This is a genomic window from Comamonas koreensis (assembly GCF_014076495.1).
In the GTDB taxonomy this organism is placed as follows: Bacteria; Pseudomonadota; Gammaproteobacteria; order Burkholderiales; family Burkholderiaceae_C; genus Comamonas; species Comamonas squillarum.
On the sequence record NZ_CP043575.1, the window covers coordinates 3,919,600 to 3,934,180 of the forward strand.

11 protein-coding genes and 1 other RNA gene are annotated in these 14,581 nt (G+C 61.8%); 8 read left to right on the forward strand and 4 right to left on the reverse strand.

Translation table 11 applies throughout. The features are described from left to right. Positions 1-14: 14 nt before the first annotated feature. Together F0Q04_RS17870 and F0Q04_RS17875 are read left to right on the forward strand one after the other, a co-directional pair. Positions 15-251: an excisionase family protein gene (locus F0Q04_RS17870; protein ID WP_232539392.1), complete on the forward strand. Its 237-nt coding sequence runs from the start codon at positions 15-17 to the stop codon at positions 249-251. Continuing rightward, positions 215-1,384 (forward strand): site-specific integrase, encoded by a 1,170-nt coding sequence (locus F0Q04_RS17875; RefSeq protein WP_182342706.1) that lies wholly within the window; start codon positions 215-217, stop codon positions 1,382-1,384. Before F0Q04_RS17870 ends, F0Q04_RS17875 begins: the two co-directional genes overlap by 37 nt. A gap of 114 nt (positions 1,385-1,498) precedes the next feature. Here F0Q04_RS17875 and ssrA read toward each other — a convergent pair. The 4 genes from ssrA to ompA all read right to left on the reverse strand — a co-directional run bounded on the left by ssrA (position 1,499) and on the right by ompA (position 4,005). Further along, positions 1,499-1,876: a transfer-messenger RNA gene (ssrA, locus tag F0Q04_RS17880) on the reverse strand. Positions 1,877-1,888: 12 nt separating this feature from the next. Next, positions 1,889-2,554 (reverse strand): HAD-IA family hydrolase, encoded by a 666-nt coding sequence (locus F0Q04_RS17885; protein WP_021027342.1) that lies wholly within the window; start codon positions 2,552-2,554, stop codon positions 1,889-1,891. After that, entirely contained in the window at positions 2,554-3,264 is a 711-nt protein-coding gene (ubiG, locus tag F0Q04_RS17890; RefSeq protein WP_182342708.1) for a bifunctional 2-polyprenyl-6-hydroxyphenol methylase/3-demethylubiquinol 3-O-methyltransferase UbiG, read from the reverse strand. Before ubiG ends, F0Q04_RS17885 begins: the two co-directional genes overlap by 1 nt. 84 nt (positions 3,265-3,348) lie before the next feature. Beyond that, a complete protein-coding gene (gene ompA, locus F0Q04_RS17895; protein WP_182342710.1) occupies positions 3,349-4,005 on the reverse strand; it encodes an outer membrane protein OmpA in 657 nt (218 codons plus the stop codon). A 227-nt stretch (positions 4,006-4,232) separates the two neighbouring features. Between ompA and gyrA the strand changes: the two genes are divergently transcribed. From gyrA to rpsA, 6 genes are all read left to right on the forward strand, one after another. Further along, positions 4,233-7,094: a DNA gyrase subunit A gene (gene gyrA, locus F0Q04_RS17900; protein WP_182342712.1), complete on the forward strand. Its 2,862-nt coding sequence runs from the start codon at positions 4,233-4,235 to the stop codon at positions 7,092-7,094. Positions 7,095-7,198: 104 nt separating this feature from the next. Beyond that, positions 7,199-8,302 (forward strand): 3-phosphoserine/phosphohydroxythreonine transaminase, encoded by a 1,104-nt coding sequence (gene serC, locus F0Q04_RS17905; RefSeq protein ID WP_116924420.1) that lies wholly within the window; start codon positions 7,199-7,201, stop codon positions 8,300-8,302. Between the two features lie 98 nt (positions 8,303-8,400). Continuing rightward, positions 8,401-9,501: a prephenate dehydratase gene (gene pheA / locus F0Q04_RS17910; RefSeq protein ID WP_021027337.1), complete on the forward strand. Its 1,101-nt coding sequence runs from the start codon at positions 8,401-8,403 to the stop codon at positions 9,499-9,501. A 22-nt stretch (positions 9,502-9,523) separates the two neighbouring features. Further along, a complete protein-coding gene (locus F0Q04_RS17915; protein ID WP_232539687.1) occupies positions 9,524-10,417 on the forward strand; it encodes a prephenate dehydrogenase in 894 nt (297 codons plus the stop codon). A 145-nt stretch (positions 10,418-10,562) separates the two neighbouring features. Next, entirely contained in the window at positions 10,563-12,650 is a 2,088-nt protein-coding gene (locus F0Q04_RS17920; RefSeq protein WP_182342716.1) for a bifunctional 3-phosphoshikimate 1-carboxyvinyltransferase/cytidylate kinase, read from the forward strand. Positions 12,651-12,852: 202 nt separating this feature from the next. Continuing rightward, positions 12,853-14,535, forward strand: coding sequence for a 30S ribosomal protein S1 (rpsA, locus tag F0Q04_RS17925; RefSeq protein ID WP_116924423.1), 1,683 nt, complete (start codon positions 12,853-12,855; stop codon positions 14,533-14,535). Positions 14,536-14,581 lie beyond the last annotated feature (46 nt).

Consider the following 14,581-nt stretch of genomic DNA (forward strand, 5'->3'; position numbering starts at 1 on the left):
TTACTGGAGGAATCGTGAAACATAAAGATACACCATCCAATCCAGCTGAGCCGACAGTGACGCCTGAGTGGGTGCTGGCAGAGAAGTTTGAAGAACTCACAGGTGTCACGCCAATGGCTGTGCACTGCCGCCGTCGCAATGGTGTGTGGCTGGATGGAACGCACTGCGCAGTTATCGCCCGCCGTCTTTACGTGAACATAAAAGAGGCTGATCAATGGATAAAAAACCAGCTACCCCGCCGGGCGTGCTGATTCGGGATTTGGTTTCCGGCCCACGCATTCAAGTCTCATTCATCTGGAACGCTCAACAGTGCCGGGAGCTGCTTCCAGCCTGCCCAGTAAATAAAGCCAGCATTCAATATGCCAGCAACCTCCGGGCAGAGATTAAGCGCAAGGTAGCAGACGGGACTTTCGTTTATGCTGACTACTTCCCTGAAAGCCCCAAAGCCAAGAAGCCAACCCGAGAATCCTCACTAATGGAGGAAATGCTGCAAAAGCAGCTGGAACTCTACGAGAAGCAAGTGGCCAACGGGAAAATGTCCCCGGCGACCTTCCGGGGCTACGCCAAGAGCATCACCGGCGAGAGGATGAGAGAGTGGCACGGCCACAAGCTGGCCGAGGTCACGCCCTCTGCACTCCGCGACTGGATCAGCGGAATGGACTGCACCAGCAAGGCGATCCGCAATATGTTGATCCCCCTACGGTCAGTCATGGAGGATGCGCTGAATGATGGGTTGATAGATTCCAACCCATTTGATCGCATCGCGCTGGTGAAGCTCATTCGCCAGACCAGCAGGGCAAGTGACTATGTGATCAACCCGTTCACTCATGCTGAGCGGGTAGCCATCCTGGCCGCCTGCCGGCTGGATGAAAGACCGACATTCCAGTTTTGGTTTAACACCGGCCTGCGGCCTGGAGAACTCCAAGCCCTGCAATGGGAGCATATAGATTGGGATAAAGCCACAGCTCGGATTATTCAGAACCAGGTGGCCGGCGTGATTAAAGCGCCGAAAACCGCCGCAGGCATTCGGGATGTCGATTTGAATGCTGAGGCCATGGAGGCGCTGCGTGTTCAGCGCTCAATAAGCCAGCTGCGCGGATCTCGGGTCTGGCTAAACCCTGCGACCCTGGACCCATGGGCCACCGATGCTCAGGTGAGAAAAAATGCCTGGCTGCCGATCATGAAGCGGTCTGGCATTCCCTACCGCAACCCGTACCAAATCCGCCACACCTACGCCTCGACCCTGCTGACCGCTGGAGGCAACCCTTGGTACGTCGCCCAGCAACTGGGGCATGAGGATGTGGAAATGGTTTTCCGCACCTATGGCAAGTTCATCAGGGAAGACTTCCAGAAGCCAAAGGCCAGCCTGAAAGCCGTTCAGTAGGCCCGTGTGATTTCGGTGTGATTTCGGTGTGATTTTCTGGACAATCACAGACAATCGAATGGGCAAAAAATAACGCCACACAGAGGCATTCCTCTTGTGTGGCGTTGTGCTGTATGGTGGAGCTGGCGGGAATTGAACCCGCGTCCGTCAGCCTTCGTCGAGCAGATCTACATGTTTAGTGTTCTGGTTTGAATCTCGCCTGCAAAGCCGCGCAGACACACGCTGCATTGCAAGCCAGTACCCTTAGATCTTGCCATCTACCAAGGTACCCGGTAGACGGCCAGCTGATGTAAATTCCCTTGCAGCCGGGAGGTATTGCTACCCCCTTGCCCAGCCCATCAACATACTGTTGCAAGGCTCACCGGATTTAAGCGGCGAGTGCGAAACGTTCGTCGTTTGCAGTTAGTTTTTTGAACGGAGATTTACGAGCGTCATTCAAGCTCGACATGCACCACACCGATCCCGAACCCACGTCGAAACCAGGACAGCCCCATAGCATCTATTTTAGGCCAGATTCAGCCGTTTCAAGAGCTCGTGTGGAGAATTGATGACATCATCGGCTTCCCAGTGCGCGACCGACTGCTTTTCACCCAGGTAGCCGTAGACAGCGGCGACCGTGTGCATGCCAGCGGCCTTGCCGGCGATGATGTCACGCTCGTCATCGCCCACATAGACGCAGTCCTGCGGATCGACGCCGATGCGGCGTGCTGCTTCAAAGAGCGGCTCGGGGTGGGGCTTGGCATGCGGTGTGGTATCGCCACTCACGACGGCACCGGCGCTGGCGAACAAGGCCATCTGGCGCGACAACGGCTCGGTAAAGCGCTTGGACTTGTTGGTCACTACGCCCCAGTGCAGCTGGCGCGCCACAATGCTGGCCAGCATGTCGGACACGCCATCGAACACGGTGGTGTCCTGCGTCATGCGGCGCTCGTAGTTCTGGAAGAACTCCTCGCGCATGGTGGGGAACTCGGCATCCTCGGGCTGCATGCCAAAGGCCACGCGCAGCATGCCGCGCGCGCCCGATCCGGCATACGGCCGGTAATCGGCCATCGGCAAGGATGGCATGCCCCGTGCCACCCGCATCTGGTCCGCAGCAGCACCCAGATCCGGGGCGCTGTCAATCAGGGTTCCGTCCAGGTCGAACAGAATGGCGCGTATCGATCTTTGCATCAGCCGGGCTTTCGGGTTGCGATCATGTAGTTGACGCTGGTGTCTTCGTTGAGCCAGTAGCGCTGCGTCAAGGGATTGAACTGCAGGCCCGTGCTGTGCTCCTGCACCAGGCCGGCGCTGCGGCAGTAGTGGGCCAGCTCCGAGGGACGGATGAACTTGGCAAACTCATGCGTGCCCTTGGGCAGCATCTGCAAGATGTATTCTGCACCCACAATCGCCAGCGCAAAGGCCTTGGCATTGCGGTTGATCGTCGAGAAAAACACCCATCCACCAGGCTTGACCAGGTCATGGCAGGCCTGAACCACCGATGCGGGGTCGGGCACGTGCTCGAGCATCTCCATGCAGGTGACGGTATCAAAGCTCTCGGGCTGAAGCTGTGCCAGCGTCTCGACAGCGATTTCCTGGTAGGTGATACTGGGGGTTTGCGCCTCCAGCGCATGGAGCTGGGCCACGCGCAGCGCCTTGGTGGCCAGGTCGATGCCGGTAACGGTGGCACCCTTGCGCGCCATCGAGTCGCTCAAAATGCCGCCGCCGCAGCCCACATCCAGCACCTTCTGGCCATTGAGCGGAGTGATGGCATTGATCCAGCCCAATCGCAGTGGATTGATCTGGTGCAAGGGTTTGAAGTCACTGTCCGGATCCCACCAGTGCATGGCGAGCTCGGAAAACTTGGCCAATTCGGCCGGATCGGCATTCACAGTCTGGTTCATGGCCTGATTGTCCACCATCTGCAGGCGCATTCAGGCATAAAAAAAGCCCCACGAATGGGGCTTTTTTGCGCGGGGGCAGAAGAATTACTTCTGGGTGCCCACCACTTCGATTTCCACGCGACGGTTCTTGGCGCGGCCAGCTGCAGTCTTGTTGTCTGCCACTGGTTGCTTTTCGCCCTTGCCTTCGGTGTACACGCGGCTCTTGTCGATGCCCTTGGACACCAGGTAAGCCTTCACAGCTTCAGCGCGACGCACGGACAGCTTTTGGTTGTAAGCATCGGAGCCGATGGAGTCGGTGTGACCCACAGCGATGATCACTTCCAGGTTGATGTTCTTCACCTTGGAAGCCACATCGTCCAGCTTAGCCTTGCCTTCTGGCTTCAGCACCGACTTGTCGAAGTCGAAGAATGCGTCAGCAGCGTAGGTGACCTTTTGGGTCTGGGCCACTGGAGGAGCCACTGGAGCAGGTGCAGGAGCAGCTGGAGTAGCAGCAGGTGCAGGTGCTGGTGCAGGAGCAGCCTTCACCAGGGCACCGTCACAGCCTTCAGCAGCGGTAGCAGGGGTCCAGTTAGCATCGCGCCAGCACAGTTCGTTGGTACCGTTCTTCCAGACCAACTCACCGCTGCCGTTTTGCCAGTTGTCAACTACATTGCCGCCGTCAGCAGCCTTAATTTGTGCTCCAGCGGCGGTTGCAAGCGCTGCAGAGGCAAACAACATCGCCACTTTGTTCAGTTTCTTCATGGTTCTCCTCTTGGGGAAAAAGCCGCAGCCGCGCTGCGAATCAAGACGTCGTCAGTGACCATCACCAAAAACGTTCTTACTTATTGTGCCATAGGCGTACCGGATCGCCATAGTTATCTGTAGCGCCAACGGTAAGACAAAAGCGCATTGGGCCTAGAATGTTGCCCACATGCAACATCAGCTTGCGCCTAAAATGCCTCTTGTACTTCGCCACCTATGCCAGCACTATGACCCAGTTTGCTAAAGAAACATTGCCGATCAGCCTGGAAGAGGAAATGCGCCGCAGCTACCTCGATTACGCGATGAGCGTGATCGTCGGCCGCGCCCTCCCAGATGCCCGCGACGGCATGAAACCGGTGCACCGCCGGGTTCTGTATGCGATGCATGAGCTGAACAATGATTGGAACCGCCCTTATAAGAAGAGTGCGCGTATCGTGGGTGACGTGATTGGTAAGTACCACCCGCACGGTGACATCGCCGTCTACGACACTATCGTGCGCATGGCCCAGGATTTTTCCCTGCGCCATATGCTGGTCGATGGCCAGGGCAACTTCGGCTCGGTGGACGGCGACAGTGCTGCGGCCATGCGTTATACCGAAATCCGCCTGTCCAAGATCGCCCACGAAATGCTGGCCGATATCGACAAGGAAACCGTGGACTTCGGCCCCAACTACGACGGCTCCGAAAGCGAGCCGCTGGTGCTGCCCGCGCGCGTTCCCAATCTGCTGATCAATGGATCGGCCGGTATTGCGGTGGGTATGGCCACCAATATTCCTCCACACAACTTGAATGAAGTGGTGGATGCCTGCCTGCACCTGCTGCACTATCCCGACGCGACGGTCGATGACCTGATGGAGATCGTGCCTGCGCCCGATTTCCCCACCGCCGGCATCATCTACGGCATCAATGGCGTCAAGGAAGGCTACCGCACCGGCCGCGGCAAGGTGGTGATGCGCGCCAGGGTGCACTTCGAAGACATCGACAAGGGCCAGCGCCAGTCGATCATCGTCGACGAGCTGCCCTATCAGGTCAACAAGAAGACCTTGCAGGAGCGCATGGCCGAGCTGGTGCACGAGAAGAAGATCGAAGGCATCAGCCACATCCAGGATGAATCGGACAAGTCCGGCATGCGCCTGGTGATCGAGCTCAAGCGCGGCGAAGTGCCCGAGGTGGTGCTCAACAACCTGTACAAGCAGACCCAGTTGCAGGACACCTTTGGCATGAACATGGTGGCCCTGATCAATGGCCAGCCCAAGCTGTGCAACCTGAAGGACCTGATCAAGGTCTTCCTGGAGCACCGCCGCGAAGTAGTCACGCGCCGCACCGTGTATGAGCTGCGCAAGGCACGCGACCGCGGCCATGTGCTCGAAGGCCTGGCCGTGGCGCTGGCCAACATCGATGACTTCATCGCCATCATCCGCAACGCCCCCACCCCGCCGGTGGCCAAGGCCGAGCTGATGGCCAAGAGCTGGGACAGCAAGCTGGTGCGCGAGATGCTCACCCGCACGCGCACCGATGGCGGCGTCATCAATGCCGACGACTACCGCCCCGAAGGTCTGGAAGTGGAATTCGGCATGCAGCAGGACGGCCTCTACCGCCTGTCCGAAACGCAAGCACAGGAAATCCTGCAGATGCGTCTGCAGCGCCTGACCGGCCTGGAACAGGACAAGATCGTTGCCGAGTACAAGGACATCATGGCAGTCATCGAAGACCTGCTGGACATCCTGGCCAAGCCCGAGCGCGTCTCGACCATCATCGGCGAAGAGCTGGTGGCCCTGAAGACCGAGTTCGGCCAGACCAAGCTGGGCGCACGCCGCAGCCAGGTCGAGTACAGCGCGCAGGACCTGTCCACCGAAGACCTGATCACCCCGACCGACATGGTGGTGACCCTGTCGCACACCGGCTATATCAAGAGCCAGCCGCTGAGCGAATACCGCTCGCAAAAGCGCGGCGGGCGCGGCAAGCAGGCGACAGCCACCAAGGAAGACGACTGGATCGACCAGCTCTTCATTGCGAACACGCACGACTACCTGCTGTGCTTCTCCAACCGGGGCCGCCTGTACTGGCTCAAGGTCTGGGAAGTGCCTGCCGGCTCGCGCGGCTCGCGTGGCCGCCCCATCGTCAACATGTTCCCGCTGCAGGACGATGAGAAGATCAACGTGGTGCTGCCGCTCACCGGCGAATACCGCAGCTTCCCGGCCGATCACTACGTCTTCATGGCCACCCGCATGGGCACCGTCAAGAAGACCTCGCTGGACGAATTCAGCAACCCGCGCAAGGCCGGCATCATCGCCGTGGGCCTGGACGATGGCGACGTGCTGATTGGCGCGGCACTGACCGAAGGCCGCCACGATGTGATGCTGTTCAGCGATGGCGGCAAGGCCGTGCGCTTCGATGAAAACGATGTGCGCCCCATGGGCCGCAATGCGCGCGGCGTGCGCGGCATGAACATCGACGACAGCCAGAACCTGATCGCCATGTTGGTGGCCGAGCAGCACCCGGCCGAAGTCGAAGCGCGCAAGGCCAAGGACGCGCTGGACAACCTGCAGATCCGCGACAAGGAGCTGCAGGACGCCCAGGCACCGGCGGCTGATATTGACGCGGTGCGCAAGCAGATCGACGAGGCCCGCGCCGCGCTGGAAGCGGCCGACCTGGCCGCCATTGCGGCGCTGGGCGAGCTGCCACGCGAGACGCTGCACAGCGTGCTGACCGCCACCGAAAACGGCTACGGCAAGCGTACCTCGATCGTCGAGTACACCCGCCACGGCCGTGGCACCAAGGGCATGATCGCGATCCAGCAGTCGGAGCGCAACGGCAAGGTCGTGGCCGCCACCCTGGTGAGCCCGGATGACCAGATCATGCTGATCACCGACACCGGCGTGCTGGTGCGCACCCGGGTGGCCGAGATCCGCGAGATGGGCCGCGCCACACAGGGCGTGACCTTGATCAGCCTGGATGCAGGCGCCAAGCTGAGCGGCCTGCAGCGCATTGTCGAGAACGATGCGCAGGCAGACGAGCTCGCCGATGCGGCCGATGGCGCCGAGGCGGCAGACGGCGACGACGCCCCAAGCCCGGCAGACGGCTCCTAAGCCTGCACAGAAAAAGCCATGTTGCGACATGGCTTTTTCCTGCACTCTTATGCTCTCTTTTTCATAGCTATCACCGCTCGCTGTGCGAGCCAACAAGGCCTTCCATGCAACGCCCCTATAACTTCTCGGCCGGTCCGGCCGCCATCCCTGAAGACGTGCTGCAGCAAGCAGCCAGCGAGATGCTGGACTGGCGCGGCAGCGGCATGAGCGTGATGGAGATGAGCCACCGCGGCAAGGAGTTCATCTCGATCTGCGAGAAGGCCGAAGCCGATTTCCGCCAGCTGCTGGCCGTGCCGCAGAACTTCCACATCCTGTTCATGCAAGGCGGTGGCCTGGCCGAGAACGCCATCGTGCCGCTCAACCTGTCGCAAGGCGGCGCCGTCGATTTTGTCGTCACCGGCAGCTGGAGCCAGAAGTCGACCAAGGAAGCGGCCAAGTTCTGCAACGCCGCAGTCGCCGCCACCGACGAAGCCCAGGGCTTTACCCATATCCCCGATCCCGCCAGTTGGAAGCTGCGCAGCGATGCGCGCTATGTGCATATCTGCAGCAACGAGACCATCAATGGCGTGGAGTTCCAGCAGCTGCCCGATCTGGCTAGCCTGGGCTGCCAGGCGCCGCTGGTGATCGATTTCTCGTCGCATGTGGCATCGCGCAGCGTGGACTGGAGCCGCGTGGGCCTGGCCTTTGGCGGCGCACAAAAGAACCTGGGCCCCGCCGGCCTGACCCTGGTCGTCGTGCGCGAGGACCTGCTCGGCCACGCGATGGCTATGTGCCCCAGCGCTTTCAACTACCGCCTGGTCGCCGACAACCAGTCGATGTACAACACGCCCCCCACCTGGGGCATCTACATCGCCGGGCTGACCTTTGAATGGATCTTGCGCCAGCAAGAAGGCGCTGCCAGCGGCGTTGCCGCGCTCGAAGCACGCAACAGCGCCAAGGCCGAGCTGCTCTACCAGGCCATCGATGGCTCGCAGCTCTATGAGAACCGCGTGGCGCGCGACTGCCGCTCGCGCATGAATGTGCCCTTCTTCCTCAAGGACGAATCGCGCAACCAGGCATTTCTGGATGGCGCCAAGGCGCGCGGTCTGCTGCAGCTCAAGGGCCACAAGTCGGTGGGCGGCATGCGTGCCAGCATCTACAACGCCATGCCACTGGCAGGCGTGCAGGCGCTGGTGGACTATATGCAAAGTTTTGAAAAACAGGGCTGATCAGCAACGCCCCGGTTTTGCCCGGGAAACACTCTTACGTTATTCTTACTGGTTGGCAGCCTCCCCGGGAGCTGCCCGCATCGCACACCCAGGCCACCATGAGCACTTCACCCCAAGCGTCCCCCGAACTCGCCGCACTGCGTGTCCAGATTGACAATCTCGACACGCAGCTGCTGACCTTGCTGAACCAGCGCGCCCTGGTTGCCGAACGGGTGGGCGAGCTGAAAAAACGCGAAGGCACGCCCTTCTTCCGCCCGGACCGGGTCGCCCAGGTCATCCAGAAGATCGAAAACGCCAACCCTGGCCCCTTGAAGGCCGCCCATGTCTCGGCCATCTGGCGCGAGATCATGTCCGCCTGCCTGGCGCTGGAATCGCCCCAGCGCGTCGCCATCCTGGGCCCGGCCGGCACCTTCTGCGAAGAGGCAGCCATCCAGTACTTTGGCGGCGCTGCCGACATCAAGTACTGCAACAGTTTTGAAGAGGTTTTCCACTCCACTGCTGCGGGCAGTGCCCAGTTTGGCGTGGTCGGCGTGGAGAACTCGAACGAAGGCGTGGTCACGCGTTCGCTGGACATGTTCCTGCACACGCCCTGCCACGTGGTGGGCGAAGTGAGCCTGCTGATCCGCCACAACCTGATGCGCACGACCAACTCGCTCGAAGGCATCGAGGTCGTGGCCGCGCATCCCCAGGCGCTGGCCCAGTGCCAGGGCTGGCTCTCCAAGCACCTGCCCCATGCCGAGCGCCGCCCGGTCGAGAGCAATGCCGAAGGCGCGCGCCTGGCGGCCCTGCACCCGAACATGGCCGGCATCGCCGGCGAGCGTGCGGCCCAGCAGTACGGCCTGCACATCATCAGCCACGCCATCCAGGACGATGCCTACAACCGCACGCGCTTTGCCATCATCTGCCTGCCCCACACGCTGGCCACGCCCGAGCCCAGTGGCAAGGACTGCACCAGCCTGGTCGTCTCGGTGCCCAACCGGCCCGGTGCCGTGCATGAGCTGCTGATGCCGCTGAGCAAGCATGGCGTGTCGATGACGCGCTTCGAATCCCGCCCGGCCCGCACCGGCCAGTGGGAATACTATTTCTATATTGATCTGGACGGCCACCCGTCGCAGCCCCATGTGGCCAAGGCGCTGGATGAGCTGCGCGCGCTGTGTGCGTTCTACAAGGTGCTCGGCGCCTACCCTGTCGGGAGTTGAATCGGTGAAAAAGTTTGAACATATGGCGCTGATCGGCTGCGGGCTGATGGGCGGCTCATTTGCCCTTGCAGCCAAACGGGCGGGGCTGGTCAAACGCATTGTCGGCTACAGCAAGTCGCCATCCACCACCAGCCGCGCGCGCCAGATGGGCGTCATCGACGAGGAAGCCAGCTCGGCCCTGCAGGCCGTCTCGGGCGCCGATCTGGTGCTGCTGGCCATCCCGGTCGCTTCGACCGAGTCGACCCTGGCCAACATCAAGCACCTGATCAACCCCGACACCCTGGTGATGGATGTGGGCTCGACCAAGATGGATGTGGTGGCTGCCGCGCGCCGTGCGCTGCGCGACCGCTTTGGCTGCTTTGTGCCGGCCCACCCGATCACCGGCAAGGAAGTCTTTGGTGTGGACCATGCCGACGTCAACCTCTACCGCGATGCCCAGGTGGTGCTTACCCCGACTGAGCTGACCAAGGTCGCCCAGCTGCGCCAGGCCGAGGCCATCTGGAAGGCCATTGGCACCCATGTGACCAGCATGGCGCCCGAGCAGCACGATGCCGCGCTGGCCGCCAGCAGCCACGCACCACACTTGGTGGCCATGGCCTATATGAACTCGCTGCTGTCGCAAGACGGCGCGCACCGCATGCTGTCGCTCGCCGGCCCCGGCTTTCGTGATTTCACCCGCATCGCCGCCGCCGAGCCGCAGATGTGGCGCGATATCTTCCTGGCCAACCGCAGCGAGATCCTCAAGCAGATCCAGTCGCTTCAGCACATGCTGGGCAGCTACGAGGCCGCGTTGCTGAGCGACGACCAGCCCGCGCTCGAGCAGCTGCTGCGCGAGGCCAGCAGCACCCGCGCGCAGTGGAAGCAGGGCAAGCTCTACACGCCAGAGTCGCTGTCCAAGCACAAAACCACCGCTTGATCGGCCCAGCGCAGGCACTGGCCCAGCCGGTGGACCGATAATAGCCAGTGGCGCTGCCTGATACCGGGCAGCGCCACCTTCGTTTGCGACCACCGCGCCGCCTGCGCAGCAGGCCTGGCGCAACTACCCCACAGCAGAGCCCGCCATGTTCTCCACTGCATTTCTCGATATCCCCGCCTTGCAAAGCGCCCATGGTGAAGTGCAGCTGCCCGGCTCCAAGAGCATCTCCAACCGCGTGCTGCTGCTGGCCGCGTTGAGCGCGGGCACCACCACCATCCATGACCTGCTCGACTCCGACGATACCCAGGTGATGCTGCGCGCGCTCGAGCAACTGGGCTGCGCCGTGGTGCGCAGCACCGATCCGGCCCACCTCAACAGCTACCACATCACCGGCATCGCCGGCCAGTTGGCGCCCGCGCTGGCCGCCCGCAGCACCACGCTGTTCCTGGGCAATGCCGGCACGGCCATGCGGCCGCTGACCGCTGCGCTGGCTTTGCTCGGCGGCCAGTTCGAGATGAGCGGCGTGCCGCGCATGCACGAACGCCCCATCGGCGACCTGGTCGATGCGCTGCGCCAGCTGGGCTGCCAGATCGACTACCTGGGCAACGAGGGCTTTCCGCCACTGCGCATCCAGCCCGTGACGGCCGCGCAGCTGCAGCTGAACACGCCCATCACGGTGCGCGGCGATGTCTCCAGCCAGTTCCTGACCGCGCTGCTGATGGCGCTGCCCTTGGTGGCCACGCGCCAGGACATCATCATCGAAGTCGCTGGCGAGCTGATCTCCAAGCCCTATATCCACATCACGCTGGAGCTGCTCAAACGCTTTGGCATCCAGATCAAGAACGATCAGTGGCAGCGCTTTACCGTGCTGGCCGGCAGCCGCTACCAGTCGCCGCACGAGATCCATGTCGAGGCCGATGCCTCATCGGCCAGCTACTTCATCGCGCTGGGCGCCATTGCCGCCAGCAAGGGCAGCCGGCCCAATGCGCAGGGCGGCACCTCCAGCGTGGACCGCGTCGTCAAGGTGATGGGCGTGGGCGCGCAGTCCATCCAGGGCGATATCCGCTTTGTCGATGCCGCCCGCGCGATGGGTGCGGCCATCACCAGCGGCCCCAACTGGCTGGAGATCCGCCGGGGCGCCTGGCCGCTGCAGGCCATCGACATGGACTGCAACCACATCCCCGACGCAGCCATGACCTTGGCTGCGATGGCGCTCTACGCCAATGGCACCACCACCTTGCGCAATATCGCCAGCTGGCGTGTCAAGGAAACCGACCGCCTGGCGGCGATGGCCATCGAGCTACGCAAGCTCGGCGCTGTCGTGGTGGAAGGCGCGGACTACCTGACCATCACCCCGCCCGCGAACCGCGAGGCCTGGAAGCCCGCCAGCATCCACACCTATGACGACCACCGCGTAGCGATGTGCTTCTCGCTGGCCGCCTTCAACCCCGCCGGCCTGCCGGTGCGTATTGAAGACCCCAAGTGTGTGGCCAAGACCTTCCCCGGCTACTTCGAGGCCATGTTCTCGGCCGTGCGCGCGGTGCCCGGCTCTATTCCGGTGATCTGCATCGACGGGCCCAGCGCCTCGGGCAAGGGCACCGTGGCCTCGGCCGTGGCCGAGCAGCTGGGCTACCACCTGCTCGACTCGGGCGCGCTCTACCGCATCACCGGCCTGGCCGCCACCCGCGCTGGCATCCCGATCGATGCCGAGCATGCCAGCCAGATTGCCGCGTTGATTTCGCAGATGGACATCCAGTTTGGCGCCGACCAGCGCGTGCGCCTCGATGGCGAGGACATCAGCCTGGCCATCCGCAGCGAAGAAGCGGGCACCAACGCCTCCTTGGTCTCAGCGCTGCCCGCCGTGCGCCAGGCGCTGGTGCAGGCCCAGCATGATTTTCGCCAGCTGCCGGGCCTGGTGGCCGACGGGCGCGACATGGGCACGGTGATTTTCCCGCTCGCCCCTTTGAAGGTCTATCTGACGGCCAGCGCCGCCAAGCGCGCCGAGCGCCGCCATAAACAGTTGATTGAAAAAGGAATACCGGCTACAATAGCCGACCTTCGTGCTGACCTTGAGGCGCGGGACACGCGCGACATGAACCGCGCCACCGCCCCCTTGCATGCAGCGCAGGATGCATTCTTGCTGGACAACTCCGAGATGAGCGTGGACAACGCGGTCGCTCAGGTGCTGTCCTGGTGGGAAAAGCGACAGCCGTTTGGCAAAGAGCCGGCCTGAGGCGCCCAGCGCGCCCTTTCTCCTGCCTTTGGCGGCGGTGTTACCCGCCCCTGCAACCTTCTACTGGTGGATCTAACCGCCATGGGTTGCCGGGTTGTTTAACTTTGAACCCCGTGGTGTCACAACCACACAACCTGCACGGCCAGCCATAAAAACGTCAGCAATAGTGCTGCCGGAAACCTGCCCGTGTCTAAGGAAATACATGTCTGAATCTTTTGCCGCCCTTTTTGAAGAGTCGTTGACACGCACCGAAATGCGTCCTGGCGAAGTGATCACTGCTGAAGTCGTGCGCGTTGAGCACAACTTCGTGGTGGTGAACGCCGGCCTGAAGTCCGAAGCCTATGTGCCAATCGACGAATTCAAGAACGACCAGGGCGAAATCGAAGTCCAAGTGGGTGACTTCGTGTCCGTGGCCATCGGTTCCATCGAAAACGGCTACGGCGACACCATTCTGTCGCGCGACACCGCCAAGCGTCTGGCTTCCTGGCTGGCCCTGGAAAAGGCGCTGGAATCGGGCGAATTCGTGACCGGTACCACCTCCGGCAAGGTCAAGGGCGGCCTGACCGTTCTGGTCAACGGCATCCGTGCCTTCCTGCCAGGCTCGCTGATCGACACCCGTCCGATCAAGGACCTGACCCCTTACGAAAACAAGACCCTGGAATTCAAGGTCATCAAGCTCGATCGCAAGCGCAACAACGTGGTGCTGAGCCGCCGCGCTGTGGTGGAAGCCTCGATGGGCGAAGAGCGCGCCAAGCTGATGGAAACCCTCAAGGAAGGCTCCATCGTTCAAGGCGTGGTCAAGAACATCACCGAATACGGTGCGTTCGTGGACCTGGGCGGTATCGACGGCCTGCTGCACATCACCGACATGGCATGGCGCCGCGTGCGTCACCCATCCGAAGTGGTGACCGCTGGCCAGGAAATCACCGCCAAGATCCTGAAGTTCGACACCGAAAAGAACCGTGTCTCGCTGGGTCTGAAGCAAATGGGCGACGATCCATGGATGGGCGTGTCGCGCCGTTATCCATCGAGCACCCGTCTGTTCGGCAAGGTCACCAACATTGCCGACTACGGCGCGTTCGTGGAACTGGAACCAGGCATCGAAGGTCTGGTGCACGTGTCCGAAATGGACTGGACCAACAAGAACGTTGCGCCTTCCAAGCTCGTGACCCTGGGCGACGAAGTCGAAGTCATGGTTCTGGAAATCGACGAAGACAAGCGTCGTATCTCCCTGGGCATGAAGCAGTGCAAGGCCAACCCATGGCAGGAATTCGCGCAAAACACCAAGCGCGGTGACCGCGTCAAGGGCCCGATCAAGTCGATCACAGACTTCGGCGTGTTCGTGGGCCTGGCCTCGGGCATCGACGGTCTGGTTCACCTGTCTGACCTGTCGTGGAACGAAACCGGCGAAGCCGCGGTTCGTAACTACAAGAAGGGCCAGGAAGTGGAAGCCATCGTGCTGGCCGTGGACGTGGACCGTGAGCGTATCTCGTTGGGCATCAAGCAGCTCGACAGCGATGCATTCACCACGTTCGCTACCGTGAACGACAAGGGCCAGATCGTGACCGGCAAGGTCAAGACCGTGGACGCCAAGGGCGCTGAAATCGACCTGGGCGACGACATCGTCGGCTACCTGCGTGCTTCCGAAATCTCGGTGGACCGCGTGGAAGACGCACGTTCGGTGCTCAAGGAAGGTGATGAAGTTACCGCCGTGGTGACCAATGTGGATCGCAAGAGCCGCAGCATCTCCCTGTCCATCAAGCAGAAGGACCACGCTGAGCAGCAAGAAACCATGGCGTCGCTGTCGCAGCAATCGTCCAAGGAAAATGCTGGTACCACCAGCCTGGGCGCACTGCTGCGCGCCAAGCTGGACGCCGACAAGTAATTGACGGCTCCGCTGCCGGCCCATGCCTTGCCCGTCTTGGTATAGT

What these genes read in the sequence shown, in the direction of transcription:
- F0Q04_RS17875 (WP_182342706.1), top strand. Translation starts at nt 215, where the DNA reads ATGGATAAAAAACCAGCTACCCCGCCGGGCGTGCTGATTCGGGATTTG.
- F0Q04_RS17885 (WP_021027342.1), bottom strand. Translation starts at nt 2,554, where the DNA reads ATGCAAAGATCGATACGCGCCATTCTGTTCGACCTGGACGGAACCCTG.
- ubiG (WP_182342708.1), bottom strand. Translation starts at nt 3,264, where the DNA reads ATGAACCAGACTGTGAATGCCGATCCGGCCGAATTGGCCAAGTTTTCC.
- ompA (WP_182342710.1), bottom strand. Translation starts at nt 4,005, where the DNA reads ATGAAGAAACTGAACAAAGTGGCGATGTTGTTTGCCTCTGCAGCGCTT.
- gyrA (WP_182342712.1), top strand. Translation starts at nt 4,233, where the DNA reads ATGACCCAGTTTGCTAAAGAAACATTGCCGATCAGCCTGGAAGAGGAA.
- serC (WP_116924420.1), top strand. Translation starts at nt 7,199, where the DNA reads ATGCAACGCCCCTATAACTTCTCGGCCGGTCCGGCCGCCATCCCTGAA.
- pheA (WP_021027337.1), top strand. Translation starts at nt 8,401, where the DNA reads ATGAGCACTTCACCCCAAGCGTCCCCCGAACTCGCCGCACTGCGTGTC.
- F0Q04_RS17915 (WP_232539687.1), top strand. Translation starts at nt 9,524, where the DNA reads ATGGCGCTGATCGGCTGCGGGCTGATGGGCGGCTCATTTGCCCTTGCA.
- F0Q04_RS17920 (WP_182342716.1), top strand. Translation starts at nt 10,563, where the DNA reads ATGTTCTCCACTGCATTTCTCGATATCCCCGCCTTGCAAAGCGCCCAT.
- rpsA (WP_116924423.1), top strand. Translation starts at nt 12,853, where the DNA reads ATGTCTGAATCTTTTGCCGCCCTTTTTGAAGAGTCGTTGACACGCACC.